This window comes from Tsuneonella troitsensis (assembly GCF_001441535.1).
In the GTDB taxonomy this organism is placed as follows: domain Bacteria; phylum Pseudomonadota; class Alphaproteobacteria; order Sphingomonadales; family Sphingomonadaceae; genus Tsuneonella; species Tsuneonella troitsensis.
Window position 1 is genome coordinate 22,413 of sequence record NZ_LMAU01000007.1, and the last position, 19,936, is coordinate 42,348.

At 66.0% G+C, this 19,936-nt stretch carries 21 protein-coding genes; 10 read left to right on the top strand and 11 right to left on the bottom strand.

The window, feature by feature from the left end; all coding sequences use genetic code 11:
- Positions 1-16: 16 nt before the first annotated feature.
- The 4 genes from AR323_RS13415 to AR323_RS14555 all read right to left on the bottom strand — a co-directional run bounded on the left by AR323_RS13415 (position 17) and on the right by AR323_RS14555 (position 4,731).
- The gene (locus AR323_RS13415; RefSeq protein WP_057884498.1) at positions 17-1,000 is read right to left on the bottom strand and encodes a tetratricopeptide repeat protein; all 984 of its coding nucleotides are present in this window, start codon (positions 998-1,000) and stop codon (positions 17-19) included.
- 139 nt (positions 1,001-1,139) lie between these two features.
- Positions 1,140-1,982, bottom strand: coding sequence for a helix-turn-helix domain-containing protein (locus tag AR323_RS13420; RefSeq protein WP_057884499.1), 843 nt, complete (start codon positions 1,980-1,982; stop codon positions 1,140-1,142).
- Between the two features lie 126 nt (positions 1,983-2,108).
- The gene (gene ptsP, locus AR323_RS13425) at positions 2,109-4,376 is read right to left on the bottom strand and encodes a phosphoenolpyruvate--protein phosphotransferase (protein WP_057884500.1); all 2,268 of its coding nucleotides are present in this window, start codon (positions 4,374-4,376) and stop codon (positions 2,109-2,111) included.
- 196 nt (positions 4,377-4,572) lie between these two features.
- A complete protein-coding gene (locus AR323_RS14555; RefSeq protein ID WP_407701079.1) occupies positions 4,573-4,731 on the bottom strand; it encodes a YdcH family protein in 159 nt (52 codons plus the stop codon).
- Positions 4,732-4,914: 183 nt separating this feature from the next.
- On the opposite strand from AR323_RS14555, the gene AR323_RS13430 reads away from it, so the two are divergent.
- On the top strand, positions 4,915-5,112 hold the full coding sequence (locus AR323_RS13430) for a YdcH family protein (protein ID WP_057884501.1): 198 nt from the start codon (positions 4,915-4,917) through the stop codon (positions 5,110-5,112).
- Positions 5,113-5,235: 123 nt separating this feature from the next.
- Positions 5,236-5,691: a DUF1465 family protein gene (locus AR323_RS13435; RefSeq protein WP_057884502.1), complete on the top strand. Its 456-nt coding sequence runs from the start codon at positions 5,236-5,238 to the stop codon at positions 5,689-5,691.
- Here the strand turns inward: AR323_RS13435 and AR323_RS13440 are convergent.
- A complete protein-coding gene (locus tag AR323_RS13440) occupies positions 5,688-7,148 on the bottom strand; it encodes a glycerol kinase (RefSeq protein WP_057884503.1) in 1,461 nt (486 codons plus the stop codon). The two genes, AR323_RS13435 and AR323_RS13440, sit on opposite strands and share 4 nt — an antisense overlap.
- A 102-nt stretch (positions 7,149-7,250) precedes the next feature.
- On the opposite strand from AR323_RS13440, the gene AR323_RS13445 reads away from it, so the two are divergent.
- The 4 genes from AR323_RS13445 (at position 7,251) to nadA (ending at position 10,693) form a co-directional block, all read left to right on the top strand.
- A complete protein-coding gene (locus AR323_RS13445) occupies positions 7,251-8,123 on the top strand; it encodes an MBL fold metallo-hydrolase (protein ID WP_057884609.1) in 873 nt (290 codons plus the stop codon).
- Positions 8,108-8,800 carry a DUF4230 domain-containing protein gene (locus tag AR323_RS13450; protein ID WP_083495448.1) on the top strand — a complete coding sequence of 231 codons (693 nt, stop codon included), beginning with the start codon at positions 8,108-8,110 and terminating at the stop codon, positions 8,798-8,800. The genes AR323_RS13445 and AR323_RS13450 overlap by 16 nt, the downstream gene beginning before the upstream one ends.
- Before the next feature lie 55 nt (positions 8,801-8,855).
- Entirely contained in the window at positions 8,856-9,632 is a 777-nt protein-coding gene (locus tag AR323_RS13455; protein WP_057884504.1) for a hypothetical protein, read from the top strand.
- Between the two features lie 68 nt (positions 9,633-9,700).
- A complete protein-coding gene (gene nadA, locus AR323_RS13460; protein ID WP_057884505.1) occupies positions 9,701-10,693 on the top strand; it encodes a quinolinate synthase NadA in 993 nt (330 codons plus the stop codon).
- Between the two features lie 13 nt (positions 10,694-10,706).
- Here nadA and AR323_RS13465 read toward each other — a convergent pair whose 3' ends face one another.
- Positions 10,707-11,621, bottom strand: coding sequence for a DMT family transporter (locus AR323_RS13465; RefSeq protein ID WP_057884506.1), 915 nt, complete (start codon positions 11,619-11,621; stop codon positions 10,707-10,709).
- Positions 11,622-11,673: 52 nt separating this feature from the next.
- On the opposite strand from AR323_RS13465, the gene AR323_RS13470 reads away from it, so the two are divergent.
- The gene (locus AR323_RS13470) at positions 11,674-12,789 is read left to right on the top strand and encodes an alkene reductase (protein ID WP_057884507.1); all 1,116 of its coding nucleotides are present in this window, start codon (positions 11,674-11,676) and stop codon (positions 12,787-12,789) included.
- 3 nt (positions 12,790-12,792) lie between these two features.
- Here the strand turns inward: AR323_RS13470 and AR323_RS13475 are convergent, their stop codons facing one another.
- Together AR323_RS13475 and lipB are read right to left on the bottom strand one after the other, a co-directional pair.
- The gene (locus tag AR323_RS13475; protein ID WP_057884508.1) at positions 12,793-13,131 is read right to left on the bottom strand and encodes a hypothetical protein; all 339 of its coding nucleotides are present in this window, start codon (positions 13,129-13,131) and stop codon (positions 12,793-12,795) included.
- A 13-nt stretch (positions 13,132-13,144) separates the two neighbouring features.
- Positions 13,145-13,810, bottom strand: coding sequence for a lipoyl(octanoyl) transferase LipB (lipB, locus tag AR323_RS13480; RefSeq protein WP_057884611.1), 666 nt, complete (start codon positions 13,808-13,810; stop codon positions 13,145-13,147).
- Between the two features lie 68 nt (positions 13,811-13,878).
- Here lipB and AR323_RS13485 point away from each other — a divergent pair, with 68 nt between their 5' ends.
- Complete coding sequence (locus AR323_RS13485) at positions 13,879-14,706, top strand: glycerophosphoryl diester phosphodiesterase membrane domain-containing protein (protein ID WP_057884509.1); 828 nt, start codon at positions 13,879-13,881, stop codon at positions 14,704-14,706.
- Between the two features lie 7 nt (positions 14,707-14,713).
- Here AR323_RS13485 and AR323_RS13490 read toward each other — a convergent pair whose 3' ends face one another.
- Positions 14,714-15,340 (bottom strand): class I SAM-dependent methyltransferase, encoded by a 627-nt coding sequence (locus AR323_RS13490; protein WP_057884612.1) that lies wholly within the window; start codon positions 15,338-15,340, stop codon positions 14,714-14,716.
- A 110-nt stretch (positions 15,341-15,450) separates the two neighbouring features.
- Between AR323_RS13490 and AR323_RS13495 the strand changes: the two genes are divergently transcribed.
- Entirely contained in the window at positions 15,451-16,803 is a 1,353-nt protein-coding gene (locus AR323_RS13495; protein ID WP_057884510.1) for an MFS transporter, read from the top strand.
- On the opposite strand, the gene AR323_RS13500 is transcribed toward AR323_RS13495, so the two are convergent.
- A complete protein-coding gene (locus tag AR323_RS13500) occupies positions 16,800-17,144 on the bottom strand; it encodes an arsenate reductase family protein (protein ID WP_057884511.1) in 345 nt (114 codons plus the stop codon). The genes AR323_RS13495 and AR323_RS13500 overlap by 4 nt on opposite strands.
- Before the next feature lie 130 nt (positions 17,145-17,274).
- Here AR323_RS13500 and AR323_RS13505 point away from each other — a divergent pair, with 130 nt between their 5' ends.
- Positions 17,275-19,362: a TonB-dependent receptor gene (locus AR323_RS13505; RefSeq protein ID WP_057884512.1), complete on the top strand. Its 2,088-nt coding sequence runs from the start codon at positions 17,275-17,277 to the stop codon at positions 19,360-19,362.
- A 4-nt stretch (positions 19,363-19,366) separates the two neighbouring features.
- Here the strand turns inward: AR323_RS13505 and AR323_RS13510 are convergent, their stop codons facing one another.
- The gene (locus AR323_RS13510; protein WP_057884513.1) at positions 19,367-19,906 is read right to left on the bottom strand and encodes a (2Fe-2S)-binding protein; all 540 of its coding nucleotides are present in this window, start codon (positions 19,904-19,906) and stop codon (positions 19,367-19,369) included.
- Between the last annotated feature and the right edge of the window lie 30 nt (positions 19,907-19,936).

Consider the following 19,936-nt stretch of genomic DNA (forward strand, 5'->3'; position numbering starts at 1 on the left):
GGGTGCGATACCCGTATCAATTGCACTTCACCTTCGCGCGGTCGGCATCGTATTGGCTCTTGAGCCGCCCCGATGCGACCGCCGGGTACGTCTCGCTGAATTCCGCCAGTGCAATGCAGGCCCGCTTCGTGTCGTTCATCGCGATCATTGCCGAGGCAAGGTAAAGCAAGCTGTCCGGAGCGCGCGCGCCCTGCTTGTCGCTCTGGTAATTCTTGAGGAACCACGGGGCGGCCTCCTTGGCCTTGCCGTCGTCGAGATAGGCCCGGCCCAGCAAGTTGCGACCATAGCTGATCTGGCTGTGGTTCGGATACTTTTCCACGAACAGGGAAAGCTGCTGCTGCGCTTCGGGATAGAACTTCGCATCCCACAGGCGGAACCCGTAGCTGTATTCGTCATCGCCGGGATCGGCCGTCTGCGGCTTGGCGATCGCCTGGACCGCGGCGAGCCGCTGCGCGGTCGGACCAGTCGGTCGAACGGTAGCGGGTGTGGGCGCCGGCGTGACGGCCGTGGTTGCCGGTGCGGAAACAGGTGTCGCAATCGACGTGGCCGGGCGAACGACATTCGTGCCAGTGGTCGGCGCGCCCAGCGTGCTTGCCGGTACGCTCGCTCCCGATGCGGTGGCGGCGGCCCCGGTGGTGACTTCGAGCGCGGCAAGGCGCGTCCGCAATTGGGCGATCGAGTTGGTGTTTTCTTCCGTCTGGGAAGTCAGCCTGGCGATCTGCGACTCCAGCGCATCGAGCCGGGCAAGAATGTCGGTCACGGCAGTGGTCGACGGTACGTTCGTGGCAGACCCGATCGGCTGCGCGGGGGTAATCTGGGGCTCGAAAAAGCGACCGTCGCCGCCCGGAAAGACCTTGCGCTGCAAGGCGCGCACTTCGCCTTCGACCTTTCTCAGTCGCTCGGCGGTCGCGGCGTCCTGTGCCAAAGCCGGCGCGGCCGTGCCAGCCATGGCAAGAATCGCCAGCGGAGCGGCCAGCACGCGAAACGAAGTGAACCCCATCGAACCTGTTCCCGTCAGCTATCAATCTTGCGGCCTTCTAACCGGCGGCCCGCGAACCGTGGATGAATGTGGCAGCGGTGGTTAACGCCGCGCCGTCGACCTTGTCGAGCAAAGGTACCGGCAAATTTGGGGACAGCGATCAGGTCCCTGCGGCTGTCTGAGTCCCCGCCTCCGTTGCGACAGGCGACGCAGCATTGCGAGCGAGCAACGCCTCGGCAGTAACCGGAATGTCCCGCACGATGGCTTCCCGTTCCGCCAGCTTCGGGACGGTGCGGCCGCCGACCGTGATCGTCAGCGCGTCGGGGCGACCGGTCCAGACCTGCGGCCCGTTCGCATCCGCCGGGACGGTGTAGGTTTCGCCCCTAGCCATTTGCTTCTGCATGAGCTGGCTTCCGTCGGCATCGTAGAACTTGACCCAGATGCCATCCTCGAGCGCGGTGAACACGACCGGGCCGCCAGCCGGGGCGGCAGCCGTGGTCGCGGGGCGGGAAGGTGCCTTTGCCTGCGCCGCCTGACGGGCAAGCTGCTCTTCTTCGACGAGCGAACCCGGCCCGGAACCGGGAGCCAATATCCGATCGTAGAAGAAGAAGCCCCCCACCAGGAGCAGGACCACCGCCAGCAGGCTCAGCAGCGCAAGCCCCCGCGAGGGCACCCGCGCCGGGTCACCCGGCTCGAAGCTCGACGCCCGCGAGCGATCGCCCGGCGCGCTCATCGAAAGTTCCGCTCGGACCCCGTCGACGATCGCGCTCGGATCGAGGTCGACCGCCTTCGCATATGTCCGCGCAAAGCCGGTCGCGTAAGTGCGCGCCGGCAGGGCTTGCCAATCGCCCGCCTCGATCAGTTCCAGATGCCGCTGCGGAATGCGCGTCTCCGCCGCGAGCTGGGCGAGCGTCATGCCGGCCTGCTCGCGCGCCATGCGCAGCCTGTCGCCGACGCCATGCAGCGGCAGTTGTCCGTCAAGCGAACCCGTTTCCATATTCATGCGGCGTCCCGAAGTTGTCACTACCGCCCCCGCGCAGACTCAAGAGGTCCGCCGGGTTTGTGTCAAGCTTCCCGACAACGCGCCATCCGCAAGCCGGGGACAAAGCGCGCTTCACAAGCGATGAAATCAGTCGAACTCGATGCCCCGCGCGTCGGCCCAGGCAGACAATTCGGCACGCATCGATACGGGCGGAGAGGAAAGCCAGCCGTCCATCGCGGCGGTAATCTCGGCCAGGTCGACCTTGCGGACGAGTTCCTTGATGGGGCCAACCGCAACCGGGGTGATCGACAGCCGCCGGAAGCCGATGCCCAAAAGCGCCAGCGCCTCGAGCCGACGACCGCCCATTTCGCCGCAAATGCCGAGGTCCACCCCCGAACCAGCGGTCGCCTGAGTGATCCGCTTGAGAAACCGCAGGATCGCCGGGCTCAACCAGTCATAGCGTTCGGCGAGCTTGGGGTTGGCGCGGTCAGCCGCGAACAGGAATTGCGTCAGGTCGTTCGTTCCGACCGAGATGAAGCTCACCCGCGGCAGCAGCAGGTCCAGCGTCTCGGCAAGAGCTGGTACTTCGAGCATGGCGCCGAACTTGATCTGGTCGGGTAGCATCTTCTTCTGCGTCTTGAGCCAGGCGAGCTGCTGGTCGAACACGTCCTTGGCCGCGTCGAACTCCCACGGTTCGGAGACCATCGGAAACATGACGTAAAGCGACTTGCCCGCCGCGGCCTCGAGCAGCGCGCGCGCTTGCGCCTTCATCAAACCTCCGCGTTCGAGGCCAAGGCGTAGCGCGCGCCAGCCCATCGCCGGGTTCTCGTCCGCGTCGGCATTTTCGCTGTCGAGATAGGGAACGGCCTTGTCACCCCCGATGTCGACCGTGCGGAATATCACCGGCTTGTCTCCAGCCGCTTCCAGCACGTCGCGGTAGAGCCGCGTCTGCCGCTCGCGCTGCGGGAGGGTGGCCGAGACCAGGAACTGGAATTCGGTCCGGAACAGACCGATCCCGTCGGCACCCACCAGACTGAGCGCGGCGATATCGTCACGCAGCCCGGCGTTGATCATGACCTGTATTCGCGTGCCGCAGCGGGTGAACGGCTCGACATCGCGCAGCTCGGCATAGGCCGCCTGCCGCTGGCGGGTCTGCGCGAACCGTTCGGCGAACAGGTCCTGCGTCTGCTGGGTCGGTCGGATGTGGACGAGGCCCTTGTCGGCATCGAGCAGCACCTCGTCGCCTTCGCGCACCAGCCCGCGCAGGGCTCGCGCACGACCGAGCACGGGAATGCCCATTGCCCTTGCCACGATCACGACGTGCGCGGTGAGCGAGCCTTCTTCCAGCACCACGCCCTTCAGCCGCCGACGATCGTATTCGAGCAATTCGGCCGGACCGAGGTTGCGGGCGATCAGGATCGTATCGCGCTTGAGACCCTGCGTCGCCGCGGTGCCGAGTTGCCCCGAGACGATCCTGAGCAACCTGTTCGACAGGTCTTCCAGATCGTGCATCCGGTCGGCAAGCAGGGGATCGTCGATCTCCCGCATCCGCATCCGGGTGCGCTGCTGGACCCGCTCGATCGCCGCCTCGGCGGTCAGCCCGGAGTCGATCGCTTCGTTGATCCGCCGTCCCCAGCCCTCGTCGTAGGCGAACATCTTGTAGGTCTGGAGGACCTCGTCATGCTCGCCGCCGACGCCGAACTCGGCCTGGTTGGACATCGCCTCGATCTGGTCGCGCATCTTGTCGAACGCGCGGTAGACCCTCTGGCGTTCGGCCTCGGTATCTTCGGCGACGACATGCTCGATATGCACGCGCGGCTGGTGGAATACGGCGCTGCCTCCGCCGATGCCCTTTACCAGCGTCAACCCCTGGATGACTTGAGGGCCGGATAGTGCCTCGCCCAGCGTAGAAGATTCCTCGTCGACCAACCCGGCGCTGGCGATCAGCTCGCTCAAGACCATCGCAACCGTCTGCAGCGCCTCGATCTCGACATCTTCGTAGCGGCGCGGATCGGCGTGCTGGACGCACAGTGTGCCCACGGCGCGCTCGCGGTGGACGATGGGCACGCCCGCGAACGAGTGGAACTTGTCTTCCCCGGTTTCGGGGCGATAGGCGAAGTCGGGATGCGCGGCCGCCTCGGCCAGATTCAGCGTCTCGACGTGCTCGGCGATGATCCCGTTGAGACCCTCGCCCACCGCCAGCCGCGTGACGTGGACGGCGCTCTGCTCGAGCCCGCGGGTGGCGAACAGCTCGAGCATTCCCTCGCGCAGGAGGTAGATCGAACAGACCTCGCTATCGAGGCTTTCGCCGATGATCTGGACGACCTGGTCCAGCTTTCCCTGTGGATGCAGCCGCGACGCCATGACCTCATGGAGGCGGGTGAGGATCGAGCGGGCTGCGGCAACTGCTGTCATGTCCGGCAGGACCTAGCGCATCGACGGCGGACAAGGGAAGGGCGCTGGCGTCCTGAGCCAGGATATTGCTGCGGCTTTGAAAATATTGGATCCGTTGCAGCAATGGCGCGCGCGGCAACCGCCGAAGCGGCCAGCCGCTGCGCGCCATCCCTCCCGTCGCCGAAGGGTCCGGTTAGCGGCGCGAAGCCGCTCGAACTCAGATGTGGCTGAGTTCTTCCTTGATACGAAGCTTCGCCTTCTTGAGCTGCTGGATCGTCCCCGTGTCCGGCACGGGCCGGTTCATCTCTTCGTGCAGGCGCGCTTCGAGGTTGGCGTGCTTGGTTTCGAGAGCGTTCGCGTGGGAAGATGACAGCATCTGCGTCTCCTTTCAGGTGGACCGAAAGCGACTCGTGCCGGATGCGGCACGGGCCGCGCGTCGGCAATACAACCACAACAATCGTGCCTTGCGAACCCCTCACGAACGCCTAATCGGCGAGTCGCGCGCAATCGTGCGACAAGTCGATTCTCGATCTTGGATCCATGGGGGGACCGACCGGGCGTGACCGAGGCGGAACTGAAAAAACTGCTGGCATCGCTTCGCACCGAGCATCGGGATCTCGACGCGGCAATCGATGCGCTTACCGGTGCCGGCTCTACCGACCAGCTTCAGATCGCCCGCCTCAAGAAGCGCAAGCTGCGCCTGCGCGATCAGATCGCGATCGTCGAAGATCAGCTTCTCCCCGACATCATCGCCTGAATCCCGTTTCGGGCCATCCGACTCGCAAAACAGTTCCATTGCGGGACGCCTCGAAATTCGCGCAGGATAGTTAGGTTACCGCAGTGGCGGCCCGAGTCGCGTGGCGATAGCGAGGATGGACCAATGGGCAGCCCGACCGACATCAACCAGGCGATCATCGAAACGCTTTACTGCGAGGCTCTCGTCCTCGCCGACGAGGTGCGTTCTGCGTTCGATCTCATGCCCAAGCGCGCCGGAGACGAGGACTTCGTCCGAATTGCCCTTTCTGTAGAGGGGCTCCGCACGACCACGCGCATGATGCACGTGCTTGCGTGGCTGCTCAATCACCGCGCGTATTTCAGCGGCGAATTGAGCGAATTCCAGCTTCGCCGCCACGGGTTACTGCCCCCCGACAGGCCGTCAGACCCGGAGCAGCTTGCCCTGCTCGAGCCCGAGACCTGCGCGCTCATTGCCGATACCGAGGCTTTCCATGGCCGGATATCCCGGCTCGATGCCGCATGGCGCGACCGCTTCGTGGTCAGGCCCGACGCGGTCCACCGCTTGCGCGAGAGGCTCGGCCGCGAGTTCGGCGGCGGCTAGACCGCCCTCAGGGCTTTGTCCCAGCGGAAGAGCCGTTCGTCCCTGACAGCATCGTCCATCGCCGGATCGAATTTTCGCACCGCACCGCGCATCGAAGCGGCGGCATCGCTCAGCGAGGCGAATTGACCGGTTCCGACGGCGGCGAGCATTCCTGCACCAAGCGCGGTCGTCTCCACCATGTCGGGCCGCTCGACTTCGAGGGCCAGCACGTCTGCAAGGTCCTGCGCCATCCAGTCGTTGGCGCTCATTCCGCCATCGATGCGCAGCCGTCCCCACGGCGCGCCGTCGGCGGCGAATGCCGCGCACAGATCGTGCGTCTGGTGCGCCATCGCCTCGAGCGCGGCGCGGGCGAGCTGCGCCCTGCCGGTCGCAAAGCTCAATCCGGTCACGACGCCGCGCGCCTCCGCGTTCCAGTGCGGCGCACCCAGTCCCGACAACGCCGGCACGATGGTCACGCCTCCGCTATCCGGAACCGAGCGAGCGAGCGCATCCGTCTCGGCGGCGCTGGCGATCATGCCCAACGAGTCCCGCAGCCACTGGATCAGGCTGCCGGCGACGAAAACAGACCCCTCCAGTGCGTACGTCCGCTTTCCTTTATCTTGCATCAGCACGGTGCCGAGCAGCCGGTTGGCCGACTGCGGCACCGTCTGCCCCATATTGGTCAGCACGAACGCGCCGGTACCATAGGTGGCCTTGGTTTCGCCGGGGGCGAAGCACCCCTGGCCGATAGTCGCCGCCTGCTGATCGCCGGCGAGGCCGGCAATCGGGATCCTGCCACCGAGCAAGGTCGTGTCTGTGAGGTGGCCCTGCGTATCGACGACGGTAGCCAAGGCACTGCGCGGAACACCGAGCAGGTCGCACAGGCCTTCATCGAATTGCGCTCCGTCCAACGCCAGCAACTGCGTGCGACTGGCATTCGAGGCATCGGTGATGTGCGCCCCGCCCGACAGCTTCCAGACCAGCCAGCTTTCAACAGTTCCAAGCGCAAGCCGACCAGCCTCGGCCGCTGCGCGCACGGTGCCTTCATTGTCGAGCATCCAGCGCATTTTCGTGCCCGAGAAATAGGGATCGAGCAGCAGTCCGGTCCGGCGCTGGACCTCGTCTTCATGACCGGCATCGCGCAATTGCGCGCAGAATTCGGCAGTACGGCGGTCCTGCCACACGATGGCGCGGGCGAGCGGCTCCCCACTGTCGCGATCCCAGGCGACGACCGTCTCGCGCTGGTTGGTGATGCCGATCCCGGCAATTCGATCGCTGCCGACGGCAGTCACGACTTCCTGCGCGCAGGCGAGTGTATGCTGCCAGATTTCCTGCGCATCATGTTCGACCCAACCCGGGCGCGGGTAGTGCTGGGTCAGCGCCCGCTGCGCCACTGCGGCAATTCGACCCGACAGGTCGAACGCGATCGCTCTGGTCGAAGTCGTGCCGGAATCGAGGACGAGGATGTGGTCGGTCATATGCTGCGCTCTCCCGGCTCTTCGTTTGCCCACACCCGCCCAATCCCGCAAGCGAGCGGGGAGTTTCTCGACAGTCGCACCGATGGCCCCCATATGTGGGGCATGGCTGGTCCTCCTCCCAAACCCTGGCCCACCGGCGCGTCGGAGCGGCTCGAGCCGCTGGTCGCGCGCGTGCTGGCACCCAACCCGTCGCCGTACACCTACACCGGCACGCAGACCTACGTGGTGGGCAGCGGAGATCGGGTCGCGGTGATCGACCCGGGACCGGTCGACCCGGCCCACCTTGCCGCGATAGAGGCCGCGGTGGGGGACGCGGCTATAGCCGCAATCATGTGCACCCACACCCACCGGGACCACTCGCCTGCAGCAAGGCCCCTGGCCCAGCGGACGGGCGCCCCCATTGTCGGGTGCGCGCCACTCGTGCTCGACGATAGCGGTCCACGGGCCGACGCGTCGTTCGACCGGACCTACGAGCCCGACCGCGTGCTGCTGGACGGAGAGGCCATGACCGGACCGGGGTGGACGCTCACTGCAGTGCACACTCCGGGCCATACGTCGAACCACCTCTGCTTCGCGCTGGAGGAAAGCGGGGCGCTGTTCACCGGCGATCATGTGATGAGCTGGTCGACCAGCGTCGTGGTGCCTCCGGACGGCGACATGGCCGCCTACATGGCCAGCCTCGACAAGCTCTACGCGCGCGGAGACAGGGTCTATTACCCGGCCCATGGCGCGCAGGTCGACAATCCGCGACAACTCGTGCGCGGAATGATCGGCCATCGCCGCCAGAGGGAAAACCAGATCGTCCGCATCCTGTCGGAGGGGCCGCTGAGTGCCGCCGATTTCGTGCCCCGGATGTACAAGGGTCTCGATCCGCGGCTTGCGGGAGCGGCAGAAATGAGCGTCACGGCGCACCTGATAGATCTGGAACGTCGCGGCCTGGCTATTCGTTCGGAGGACTTATGGACCGCACAATAGATCCAACCTCGCCGGAAACGACCGTCGATCGGTCGATTGCCGCCGAACGGCCTCTCACCCGCGTGCAGGCGACGCCCTGGCTGCTGGTCATCCTGCTCATCGCGGCGGTCGCCTGGCTCGGCTGGCGCGCATTCTTCTATCAAGTGGAAGGCGATCCGGTCGGGAGCGCGATGCTGGCGTTCGAGAAGCAGAATTCGCTCAACGTGTTTTCCAGCCGGTTCGAAGTCGTCGCCGAAAGCGAGGATGCGCGGGGTGTGCTGGGCATCGACCTGCTGAAAAGCCGGCAGGCGACCATCATCCCTGCCGACGTTTCCTATCGCCTCGACCTCGCCAGCATGGACCGCGATGCATTCGATTGGGATGCGAGCAAGGAGACCCTGAGCGTCGTCCTGCCACCCCTGCGAATTTCGCGCCCCAATCTCGACGAGGCGCGGGCGCGGGTATTCACCGAAGGCAACTGGGTCACGGCCAACGCGCAGCGGGATCTATCACAGAACAACTCGCTGCAGGCGGAGCGCAAAGCGGCGGTGTTCGCCAAGAACCCCGAAGTCCTCGCCCTCGCCCGCCAGGCCGCGAAGGAAGCGATCCGGCAGAACCTCGCGATCCCGCTGCAAGTCGCAGGATACGGCGACGTGAAGGTCAATGTGCGGTTCGAAGGCGAACGCGCACCCGGTTGAGGACGCACCCTTGCGGTGATATTGAGCCGGCGGTCGCTTCGGAAGGGGAAGTCCGATGGCTACGATGGCTCCGCCAGATACCGCCGAGCACGGCGAAGAGCGTTTCTTCTTCGTCATGGCGTGTGTGATGTCGGCACTGATAGTGGCCGGCTTCGCATTCAACTTCGCGATGGGCCGGTCGACCCTGTCGCTGCCCCCGATCTACCACTTGCACGGCATCGTTATGCTGTCTTGGATCGGGCTCTACCTCACCCAGAACTCGCTGATCTTTACGGGGAATGTCGCGATGCACCGCCGTCTGGGCTGGCTCTCGATCCCGCTCATCCCGCTGGTCGCGGTCATGGCCCTGCTGGTCATGAGCACTTCGTTGCGCAGGACGGGCGGCCCGTTCTTTTTCGACCAAAACAGCTTCCTCATCAGCAATACCGCGGGCCTCGCCGTGTTCGTTGGCCTTGCAGTGTGGGCGATATTGGTTCGCGCCAACACCGGCTGGCACCGGCGGCTGATGTTCTGCGCCTTCGCGATCCTGCTGGGACCGGGGCTCGGCCGCCTGCTGCCGATGCCGCTTTTCATGCCGTATTCCTGGTGGATCGGGTCGATCATGGTTCCCATGCTGTTGCCGATCATCGGGATGATCGCCGACAAGCGCCGCTATGACCGGGTCCACCCCGCGTGGTTCTGGGGCGTCGGAACGATCGTCGCAGTGCAGATCGCATCGGACCTCGTTGCTTACAGCGAGTGGGGCTTGGCCTTCACCCGCGATTTCCTGGCCGGCACGCCGGGTGCGGAGCGCCCGATGGAAGCGTTCATCCCGCCCGGTTTCGCGATGTAGCGGAACGCTCTCGCGCTTCCGTCCGTTCGGGCTATAGGGATCGCCGCACGGCCTGAACGGGGAAAGAAATGAGCGTCGAATCGAAGTTGCCCACCGGCACGGACCTGCTCGCCGAGATCGACCGGCTGCGCAAGGAACGCAACGCCGTGATCTTGGCGCATTATTACCAGACGCCCGCGATCCAGGACATCGCCGACTTCGTGGGCGACAGCCTGGAGCTGTCCCGCAAGGCCGCCGAAACCGATGCCGACGTGATCGCGTTCTGCGGGGTCAAGTTCATGGCCGACACCGCCAAGATCCTCAGCCCCGAAAAGATCGTGGTCCTGCCCGACATGGACGCCGGGTGCAGCCTGGAAGACAGCTGCCCGCCGGAAAAGTTCAAGGCTTTCCGCGAGGCGCATCCCGATCACATAGCGCTGACCTACATCAACTGCTCGACCGAGGTGAAAGCCCTTTCGGACGTGATCGTCACCAGCTCCAGCGCCGAGACGATCCTGTCGCAGATCCCCAAGGACCAGAAGATCATCTTCGGGCCCGACCGTCACCTTGGCGGGTATCTCTCGCGCAAGTTCGACCGCGAGATGCTATTGTGGCCCGGCGTGTGCATCGTGCACGAGGCTTTCAGCGAGACAGAGCTACTGAAGCTCAAGGCCCAGTATCCCGGCGTGCCGGTCGCCGCGCACCCCGAATGCCCGCCCGCAATCATCGACCATTCCGATTACGTCGGCTCGACCAGCGGCATCCTGCAGTTCGCCAAGACGTTCGAGGGCGATACGCTGATCGTGGCGACCGAGCCGCACATCATGCACCAGATGGAGCTGGCCCTGCCCGAAAAGACCTTCATCGGTGCGCCGGGTGCGGACGGAAACTGCAACTGCAACATCTGTCCGTACATGGCCCTCAACACGATGGAGAAGCTCTACGTCGCCCTGCGCGATCTCGAGCCGCGCATCGAGATCGAAGAAAGCCTGCGCCTCGCCGCCAAGAAAAGCCTCGACCGGATGCTAGAAATGGCCAGCGGCACGATCGGCAAGGGCGATCTCGGTCCCACCGGGGACTGACTTCCTGCGGCGGTCAGGCCCGCACCCGCGGGCCGACCGGAGCCTTTGCGCGGGCGAGCACCAGCGCCACGCTGACCAGCGCCATGCCCGCGATGTCGGGCAGGCCCAGCGTCTCGCCGAACGCGATCCAGCCGACCGCCGCGGCGATGGCCGGCTGGGTCAGCAGCGCCATTCCGACGATGAGCGGCGTGAAGTGCTTCAGGGCATAGACCAGCAGCCCTTGCCCGATGACCTGGCTCGTCAGCGCAAGCGCCACAACCGGCGTCCACCCCGCCGATCCCGGCCAGACCGGTTCCCCAAGGAAAATCGCCATCGCCAGCAGCGGCGGCGCGGCGGCGGCGCAGACCAGCGCCAAGACGCTCCACTGGCCCATGCTAGCCCGGGCGGTCTGCGCGGGGATCAGGTAGAAGACATAGAATACCCCGGCCAGCAGACACAGCAGGTCGCCGATCAGCGTGGTGGTCGAAATCTCGAGGCTGCGCCCCATCAGGATCGCCGCCCCGCCCATCGCTGCCCCGAACGCCAGCCATTCGCTGCCGTTGGGCGCGCGGCGCAGCGCGACGAGGCCCCAGAACATCAGCAGGATGCTGCCCGAATTGCCGAACAGCGTCGCGTTGCCGAGCTTGGTCTGCTCAATCCCCATGTGCCAGCTCGCAAGGTCCGCCGCGAAGAAGGCACCCGCCGCCAGCAGGACCACCACTGCCTTGGTGGTGGGCCGGCTTTCGCCGCGTTCCCGCCATGCCAGAAACGCGAACAGGGGAAGCGGAAGCAGCATGCGCCAGAAGCCTGCCGCGACCGGGCCCGTATCGGTCAGGCGCACCAGCCACGGTCCCAATGCGAGCGCGACGTTGCCGCCCAGCAACGCGGCCAAGTGCCACGCGTTGCCCTGCAAGCGAATCTTGTCGCCGCTCTGCGTTGCGCTCGTCATTGGCGGCTCCTAACTCCGTTGCGAAGCGAAACCAGCAAGAAAAGGCCTGCCCATGCACGACCATCTGTTTAAGCCGATCGACCTGGGAGCGATCCACGCGAAGAACCGGATCCTGATGGCTCCGCTGACTCGCGGCCGCTCGACCCAGCCGGGATCGATCCCGAACGACATGATGGTCGAATACTATCGCCAGCGGGCAGGCGCGGGCCTGATCATCAGCGAAGCGACCGGCATCAGCGTGGAAGGTCTCGGCTGGCCCGCCGCGCCCGGCATCTGGTGCGACGAGCAGGTCGAGGGCTGGAAGCCGGTGACCAAGGCGGTCCACGATGCGGGCGGACAGATCGTCCTGCAGCTGTGGCACATGGGCCGGCTGGTCCACCCCGATTTCCTGGGCGGCAATCCGCCGGTGTCGGCCAGCGCGACCTGCGCGCCGGGCCACGCGCACACGTTCAAGGGACGCCAGGACTACCAGCCCGCCCGCGAACTCCCGGCAGACGAGATCGCGCGCGTGGTCGCCGACTATCGCAAGGCGGGCGAAAACGCGAGGGCCGCCGGATTCGACGGCGTGCAGCTTCACGGCGCCAATGGCTACCTTGTCGACCAGTTCCTGCGATCGTCCACTAACCTGCGAACCGACGACTACGGCGGCTCCGCGGAAAACCGCGCCCGCTTCCTGCGCGAAGTCCTGACCGCCCTGATCGAGGTGTGGGGCGCGGACCGCGTCAGCGTGCGCCTGTCGCCGAATGGCGAGACGCAGGGCTGCGACGACAGCGATCCGGCGACCACGTTCGCAGCTGCCGCTAAGGTATGCCAGGACCTGGGCCTGGGCTTCGTCGAATTGCGCCAGCCGGGACCCGACGGCACCTTCGGCCAGACCGACGTGCCCCAGCAGGACGGCGTGATCCGCCAGATCTATACCGGTCCGCTGGTGCTCAACAGCGACTACTCCGCCCATGAGGCAGAGGCCGATGTCGCCAGCGGTCGCTGCGATGCCGTGAGCTTCGGCCGCCCCTACATCTCCAATCCCGACCTCGCCGAACGCATTTGCGCCGGCGCGGAATGGGCGCCCAACGTCAACGTTCCGGCAAGCTGGTACATGCCCGGCCCCGAAGGCTACATCGACTATCCGACGATGGATCGGGAGAACGCGGCGGCCGCCGCCGAATAACGGTTACTCTTCGGAATCGGCTTCCGGTTCCGCCGCAGCCTCGGGAGCGGGTGCTTCGTCCGCGTCCGGGGCTGCATCGTCCGATCCCTCATCGGCTTCGGCGTCGTTCGCAGCGCCCGATGCCGAAGCGCGGCTTCCCGCCGCTGCGCCGCTCGCCTGTTCGCGCAGCGCGGGGCTCTGCGACGTGATGGTGTCGAGCGGCAGCATCTCGTCGTTGATCGATCCTCCCATGACATCGCCCACCGCGCTCGTGCGCTCGGCCTCGGCTTGGTCGCCACTGCCACCGCAGGCGGCCAGCAGTCCCATTAAAACCGGAGCGACAAGGCGGGCGGCAGGCTTCATCGAAAAATCCTCGTCAGGGCTGCGGGCATGATTTGAGAGCGGCAACGAAGTCACCCGCGCGGGCCAGCAATGCCGCATCGAACGCCTCTGGTGCAAGCGGCTTGCCGAGCCGTTCCATACTGGTCACGCCGTATTCGGCGATGCCGCACGGCACGATGCCGCCGAAATGGGTGAGGTCGGGCGACAGGTTGACCGAGAAACCGTGCATCGTCACCCAGCGACGCACGCGCACGCCGATCGCGCCGATCTTGGCCTCGCCGCCGTCGATGTCGCGGGTCCAGATGCCGATCCGTCCCGGAGCGCGCCAGCTTTCGACACCCAGGTCGCCCAGCGTCGCGATCACCCAGCCTTCCAGCGAGTGAACAAAGTTGCGCACGTCCCTGCCCCTATGGCCGAGGTCCATGAGGACATAGCCGATGCGCTGGCCGGGTCCGTGATAGGTGTAGCGCCCGCCGCGGCCCGCCTCGACCACCTCGAACCGCGGGTCGAGCAGTTCCGCCTCCGCCGCGCTCGTGCCGGCGGTGTAGACCGGCGGATGTTCCAACAGCCAGACCAGCTCGCGCGCTCCGCCCGATGCGATGGCGCGGTTGCGCGCGTCCATTTCATTCAGCGCGTCGCGATAGGGGACGCGGGCATCGGACACGCGCAATTCGATCTCTGGCGGCAGCGAATTCGACATCGGCGATTGCGTGGGGCGGCGCGCGGTGCTTATCAAGTGGGAACAGGGACGCAAACGAGGGGAATCCGATGAAATTCGACATGAGCGCGGCATGGAACGAGGCGACGCGGCTGATGGCCGCCAATCGCGACGTCCTGCTCATCGTCGCCGGCGTGTTCTTCTTCCTTCCCTACGTCGCGTTCATGCTGATCTTCATGAACGAGCTGACGGCGCTGGAGGCGGCGCAGGCCGCCAATCCCGATCCCGCCGCGATCAGCGCGGCCATGATGGGGTTCTACGGCGAGATCTGGTGGATGGTGCTGATCATGGCCCTGTTCCAGGCGGTCGGCATGATCGGCCTGCTGGCATTGCTATCCGACCGGAGCCGACCGACCGTCGGCGAAGCGCTCAAGCTGGGGCTCAAGCTGCTGCTGCCCTACATCGGTGCGCAGCTGCTGCTGAGCTGCCTGTTCGGCCTGCTGCTCCTAGTTCCGATCGCGATCGGTGCAGGTTCCTCTCAGGCTACCGGGGTGCTGGTGGGCATCGTGGCGCTGTTCGCCTTCATCTGCCTGTTCACCCGGTTTCTGCTGGTATCCCCGGTCGTCGCGATCGAGCGGGTGGCAAATCCGCTGACGGCCATCGGCCGGTCGTGGCGGCTGACGAAGGGCAATACCCTGCGCCTGTTCCTGTTTCTGCTGATGCTCCTGATCGCCGTGACGGTCGTCGCGATCGTGATCAGCCTGGTCCTGGGCCTGATCCTCGCCCTCGCGGGTGCGGAAATCGCATTGATCGGCAATGCCCTCGTATCGGGGCTGATCAACGCGATCTTCTATGTGGTATTCCTGGCGGTGCTGGCGGCGATCCACCGCCAGCTTGCCGGACCATCGACCGAGGTGGTCGTCGATCCGGCAGACTGACTGAGGGTCAGTCCTTCCAGCCCCAGAACAGGCGGCAGGGCAGCACGTTCAGCGCTTCGAACCCGCTGTCGATGCGGGCGAAGTGTTTGGCCATGAAATCGCGCGCCGCGGCGCTGAACTGATAGACCAAGAACGCACCGCCCGGCCGCAGGACGCGGTGGGTCGCGGCGGCGATCTCGGGCCCGACCCCGTCCGGCAGGGTCGAGAACGGCAGGCCGGACAGCACGTAGTCGGCATGGTCGAAGCCATGCGCGCGGACAATCTCTTCGACGTCGGCGGCGCTGCCGAGCACGGCATGGAAGCGCCCGTCGGGGATCGTCTTCTTCAGGTAGTCGATATAGAGCGGATTGGTGTCGATCACGATCAGCGTGCCGTCGCGCCGCAGCCGCTCGAGCACCGGGCGGCAGAAGGTGCCGACGCCCGGTCCATACTCGACGAATAGCTGGCATTCGTCCCATTTCACCGGCGCCAGCATCTTTTCGATGGTGAACCGTGAGGAAGGAATGATCGAGCCGACCATCCGCGGATGTTCGACGAAGCCGCGGAAGAAAACTCCCCACTGGCCGAAAAGGCGGGCCACGCGGCCGCCGAAAGTCTCACCGCGCTGGATCGCGAATTCACTGGGATTGGTCAAGCAATGCGCCCCGTCCGGCACCCCGTCCATCAGGGCCGATTAAGGCGGCAGGAACTGGCAGCTTCCACTGGCGATTGCAAGCTTGGACCCGCGCAGCTAGCCAGCCGGGAATGGATCACCCCGACCCCGTGACCGCGCCCGCGGAGGCGCCGCGCAAGCCCATCTCGCGGGAGCGGATGGTGCTGCTGTTCATGGTCATGCTGGTCACGGCGGCCGGCAACACCGCGATGCAATCGGTCATGCCGTCGATCGGGACGGAGCTGGGCGTCGCAGACGTCTGGATCAGCCTTGCCTACACTTGGTCGGCGCTCTTGTGGGTCATCTGTGCACCGTTGTGGGCCCGCAGGTCCGATCGCCGCGGGCGAAAGGCGATGATGGCGCTTGGCCTGATCGGGTTCATTTCCAGCTTCGCGCTATGCGGACTGATGCTGTGGATGGGCCTCAACGGCATTCTCCCGGCGATTTGGACGCTGCTGCTGTTCGCCGCCTCGCGCAGCCTTTACGGCGGCTTCGGTTCCGCCGCGCCGCCCGCCGTTCAAGCCTATGTCGCAAGCCGCACGCCGCGCGCCGAGCGGACGCAGGCGATGGCGCTCATCGCATCGAGCTTCGGCCTCGGCACCGTCATCGGACCCGCGCTCGCGCCGCTGCTCGTGTTCCCCGGCACCGGCCTACCCGGCCCGTTCTTCGCGTTTGCGGTGGCCGGGGTGATCGTGCTGATCGCCCTGCGTGCCAGCTTGCCCGACGACGATCCGCAGTTCGCCGCGCGCGGCGACGTGGTGACCGCGCCCTTCAGCGCCAACTCGAGCCCCAAGGCTGCCGAGCAGGACGATGGCGATAGCGTCGGCGGCGACATTCCCCACTTGTCATGGCGCGACCGGCGCCTGCGTCCCTGGCTGGTGGCCGGACTGGTCGGCGGGCACGCACAGGCCGCTTTCCTCGGCCTTGCCGGGTTCTTCATCCTCGACCGGCTGGGGCTGAGAGCCGACCCCGGCGCCGGGACCGGACCGATCGGGCTCGTGCTGATGTGCGGTGCGATTGCGACCCTGCTGTCCCAATGGGGCTTGATCCCGATGCTCAAGCTGGGACCGAAATCGTCGACCCTGTGGGGCATGGCGATGGCGCTTGTGGGGATCGCGGTGTTCGCGGTGTCGACAACGCTCAACGTCATGGCGCTGGGCATGGCGATCGCGTCGATGGGCTTCGGGCTCTACCGCCCCGGCTTCACCGCCGGCGCATCGCTAGCCGTTTCGCGCATCGAGCAGGGGCAGGTCGGCGGCATCGTCGCGTCGCTCAACGGAGCGGCCTACATCGTCGCGCCGGCACTGGGCGTCTGGCTATATGGGCATCACGAGACGATCGGTTTCGTCACGATCTGCACCCTGTGCGCCGCCGTGTTCGTATATGGTTGGCGCAAGCTCGACAGCGACGTCGTGCTCGAGGCTCAGTCACCGCGCGAAGGCTAGAGGATTTCCTCGACGCGCTCGGGCGGACGGCACAGCCGCACGCCCTTCTCGGTTTCGACCAGCGGGCGCTCGATGAGCCGTGGCTCGACCATCATCGCGTCCAGAACCGTCTCGTCGTCGGCGGTGGTCAGTCCGCGCTCCTCGGCATCCGTCTTGAAGGTGCGGACGCCTTCGGCCGCTCGCATCCCGGCGTCGCGATAGAGCTGGGCGAGCTTGGACCGGGACGGGGGAGTCTTCAGATATTCCACAACCGTGAGGTCGATATCCTGCCGTCCTTGGAGGATCGCCAGTGTCGAGCGCGATTTTCCGCACTCGGGATTGTGCCAGATCGTTGCTTTCATCGCGCACTCCTCGCTCCACTGGCGAGTTAGTGTGAGAGGGCTTCGGCGCAAGGCGCATAATCCAGTTGTAAGTGAGAATTATTCGCAATAGAGCGTCGGTAAGCGATAACGATTCTCAACAAAGGTTCTCATGAGGCTCTTCCCCAATACCGTGATTCTCGCGAGCGTTGCGCTCGGCGCCCTGGCAGCGCCGCTGGCTGCTGCCGAAGCCGATGCCCCGGGGGATTATCTCCCCGACGACATTCTCGTCATCGGCAAGCGCGACGGATACGCGACCACCGACGGTTCGACCGGCACCAAGACCCAAACCCCGCTGATCGACGTGCCCCAGACCGTTACTGTGCTTACGGAAGAGCAACTCGACGACCAGGCCACGACACAACTCGTCGACGCGCTGCGCTACGTTCCGGGCGTCACGCTCGATACCGGCGAAGGGCACCGCGACCAGGTGTTCATCCGAGGTCAGTTGACCACCGCCGATTTCTATCTCGACGGGCTGCGCGACGATGCCGAGTACTATCGTCCGCTCTACAACGTCGCGCGGGTCGAGGTGCTGAAGGGCGCGAACGCGATGATCTTCGGCCGCGGCGGCGGCGGCGGGGTGATCAACCGGGTGAGCAAGACCTCCAACCTGACCGACCCCGCGCTGGGGCTCGAAGGCGGCGTGGACAGCTTCGGCGCCTTCTCGCTCTCGGCCGACGTCAACCAACCGCTGGCCGATGGCGTGGCCGCACGGATCAACGCGGCTTACGAGGAATTCGGCAACGCCCGTGACTTCTACGAAGGCCGCTTCATCGGCGTGTCGCCGACAATTTCCGCCGCTTTGGGAGAGCGGACGCGCGTCTCGGCGTTCTACACCTACGACGACGACAGCCGGGTCACCGACCGCGGATTGCCGTCGCTCGACGGCGGACCCTTGCGCGGCTACGATCGCACGTTCTTCGGCGATCCCGTCCTCAATCGGTCGGACAGCGTCGCCCACATCGCGCGCCTTCGCCTAGATCACGCGTTCTCCGACAGCCTCAGCGTGAACGTGATCGGACAATTTGCCGACCACAACAAGTTCTACGGCAACGTCGTTCCGGCGAGCGCCACCGCGACCACCGCCACGCTCAACGGCTACACCAGTGGGACCGACCGGCAGAACCGGATCGTACAGGGCAACCTCGTCTGGACTGCCGCATTCGGCGCGGTGAAAAGCACGCTGCTCGCAGGGGTCGAGGCCAGCCGACAGGATACCGTCGCGGAACGCTACAACATCGCGTTCGCCAACGGTGCGACCAGCGTGACCGTGCCGCTCGCCCGCGTGCTCACCATCCCGGCGGCGCGCCAGACCACGATCCAGCGCGCCTCGATCTCGCGCCTCGACACGGTGTCGGGCTACATCCAGCAACAGCTCGATTTCGGACCGGTGCAACTGGTTACCGGGGTTCGCTACGACGAGTTCGACCTGGCTACGGTCAACACGGTGAATGGCTTCGCCGCCGACCGGATCGACCGCAAGTGGAGCCCGCGCGCCGGCATCGTCCTGAAACCCACCGAAGCGGTTTCGGTATTCGCGGGATACGCCACCAGCTTCCTGCCGCAATCGGGCGACCAGTTCTCCGTCCTCGACGCGACGACCGCCAGCCTCGCGCCGGAGAAGTTCGAGAACCTCGAGGCGGGTGTGAAGTGGGCGCTGACCCCGACGCTGTTCGCGACCGCAGCGGTCTTCCGCCTCGACCGGTCGAACACCCGCGCGGTCGATCCGGCGAATCCCGCGCTCACGGTGCTGACCGGCAAGAGCCGCGTCGAGGGGTTCGAGGCCAGCCTCGTAGGACGGATCCTGCCCGACCTGCAGGCGAGCCTTGGCTATACCTTCCTCGACGGCGAGCTGCTGACGACGAGCACCGCCGGTCCGGCCGGTCGCCGCCAGGCACAGCTACCGCGCCACCAGGCGAGTGCGTGGGCGCGTTACGACCTGTCCGACCGGTTCGGACTGGGCTTGGGGGCGGTGTATCAAGGCGAGCAGTTCGCATCGGTGAGCAACGCGGTCACCCTGCCCGACTGGGTGCGAGTCGATGCCGCGGCCTTCTTCGATCTGAGCGATCGCTTCGCGCTGCAACTCAACGTCGAAAACCTGCTCGACGCGACCTATTATTCCAGCGCGCACGGCGACAACAACATCCAGCCGGGCGATCCGATCAGCGTTCGCCTTGGAGTGAAGGTAAAGCTCTAGGAAGTCAGTCGCCGCGATCCATCGCCGGGATGGCCCGCGCCGCATCGTCGGCGCTGATCCCCGGCGCCGGCGCGGCACTGATCGTTTCGGTGCGCCGGGCCACTCTGCCGGCGCGTTCGATAGCGCGTACGAGGCGCGGATAGACTCCGCAGCGGCACAGGTTCGGTACCGCCGCCTTGATCTGGTCCGGCGTGGGGTTGGCGTTTCGCGCCAGCAAGGCCGCGGCGGCGAGGGCGATGCCAGGGGTGCAAAACCCGCACTGGATCGCCTGTTCGGCCACCAGCGCCTGTTGCACCGGATGGCTCCGATCCCGGCTGAGCCCCTCGATAGTGGTGACGTACCGCCCCTCGGCCTCGGCGATCGTGACGAGGCAGCTACGCAGCGCCTCGCCATCCACGATCACCGTGCAAGCTTGACAATCTCCAGTTCCGCAGCCGTACTTGGTGCCGGTCAGGTTCGCGGCCTCGCGCAGCGCGTGGAGTAGCGGCGTGTCGGGATCGATGTCGAACCGAACGGGCCGCCCGTTGACGGTGAGCGCGGTCATCGTGCGAGGTGTCTCGGATTCATCCCGCCC

Bases quoted from the DNA above. Each gene is read 5' to 3' on its own strand.
- AR323_RS13415 (WP_057884498.1), bottom strand. From the start codon at position 1,000: ATGGGGTTCACTTCGTTTCGCGTGCTGGCCGCTCCGCTGGCGATTCTT.
- AR323_RS13420 (WP_057884499.1), bottom strand. From the start codon at position 1,982: ATGAATATGGAAACGGGTTCGCTTGACGGACAACTGCCGCTGCATGGC.
- ptsP (WP_057884500.1), bottom strand. From the start codon at position 4,376: ATGACAGCAGTTGCCGCAGCCCGCTCGATCCTCACCCGCCTCCATGAG.
- AR323_RS14555 (WP_407701079.1), bottom strand. From the start codon at position 4,731: ATGCTGTCATCTTCCCACGCGAACGCTCTCGAAACCAAGCACGCCAAC.
- AR323_RS13435 (WP_057884502.1), top strand. From the start codon at position 5,236: ATGGGCAGCCCGACCGACATCAACCAGGCGATCATCGAAACGCTTTAC.
- AR323_RS13440 (WP_057884503.1), bottom strand. From the start codon at position 7,148: ATGACCGACCACATCCTCGTCCTCGATTCCGGCACGACTTCGACCAGA.
- AR323_RS13445 (WP_057884609.1), top strand. From the start codon at position 7,251: ATGGCTGGTCCTCCTCCCAAACCCTGGCCCACCGGCGCGTCGGAGCGG.
- AR323_RS13450 (WP_083495448.1), top strand. From the start codon at position 8,108: ATGGACCGCACAATAGATCCAACCTCGCCGGAAACGACCGTCGATCGG.
- AR323_RS13455 (WP_057884504.1), top strand. From the start codon at position 8,856: ATGGCTACGATGGCTCCGCCAGATACCGCCGAGCACGGCGAAGAGCGT.
- nadA (WP_057884505.1), top strand. From the start codon at position 9,701: ATGAGCGTCGAATCGAAGTTGCCCACCGGCACGGACCTGCTCGCCGAG.
- AR323_RS13465 (WP_057884506.1), bottom strand. From the start codon at position 11,621: ATGACGAGCGCAACGCAGAGCGGCGACAAGATTCGCTTGCAGGGCAAC.
- AR323_RS13470 (WP_057884507.1), top strand. From the start codon at position 11,674: ATGCACGACCATCTGTTTAAGCCGATCGACCTGGGAGCGATCCACGCG.
- AR323_RS13475 (WP_057884508.1), bottom strand. From the start codon at position 13,131: ATGAAGCCTGCCGCCCGCCTTGTCGCTCCGGTTTTAATGGGACTGCTG.
- lipB (WP_057884611.1), bottom strand. From the start codon at position 13,810: ATGTCGAATTCGCTGCCGCCAGAGATCGAATTGCGCGTGTCCGATGCC.
- AR323_RS13485 (WP_057884509.1), top strand. From the start codon at position 13,879: ATGAAATTCGACATGAGCGCGGCATGGAACGAGGCGACGCGGCTGATG.
- AR323_RS13495 (WP_057884510.1), top strand. From the start codon at position 15,451: ATGGATCACCCCGACCCCGTGACCGCGCCCGCGGAGGCGCCGCGCAAG.
- AR323_RS13500 (WP_057884511.1), bottom strand. From the start codon at position 17,144: ATGAAAGCAACGATCTGGCACAATCCCGAGTGCGGAAAATCGCGCTCG.
- AR323_RS13505 (WP_057884512.1), top strand. From the start codon at position 17,275: ATGAGGCTCTTCCCCAATACCGTGATTCTCGCGAGCGTTGCGCTCGGC.
- AR323_RS13510 (WP_057884513.1), bottom strand. From the start codon at position 19,906: ATGACCGCGCTCACCGTCAACGGGCGGCCCGTTCGGTTCGACATCGAT.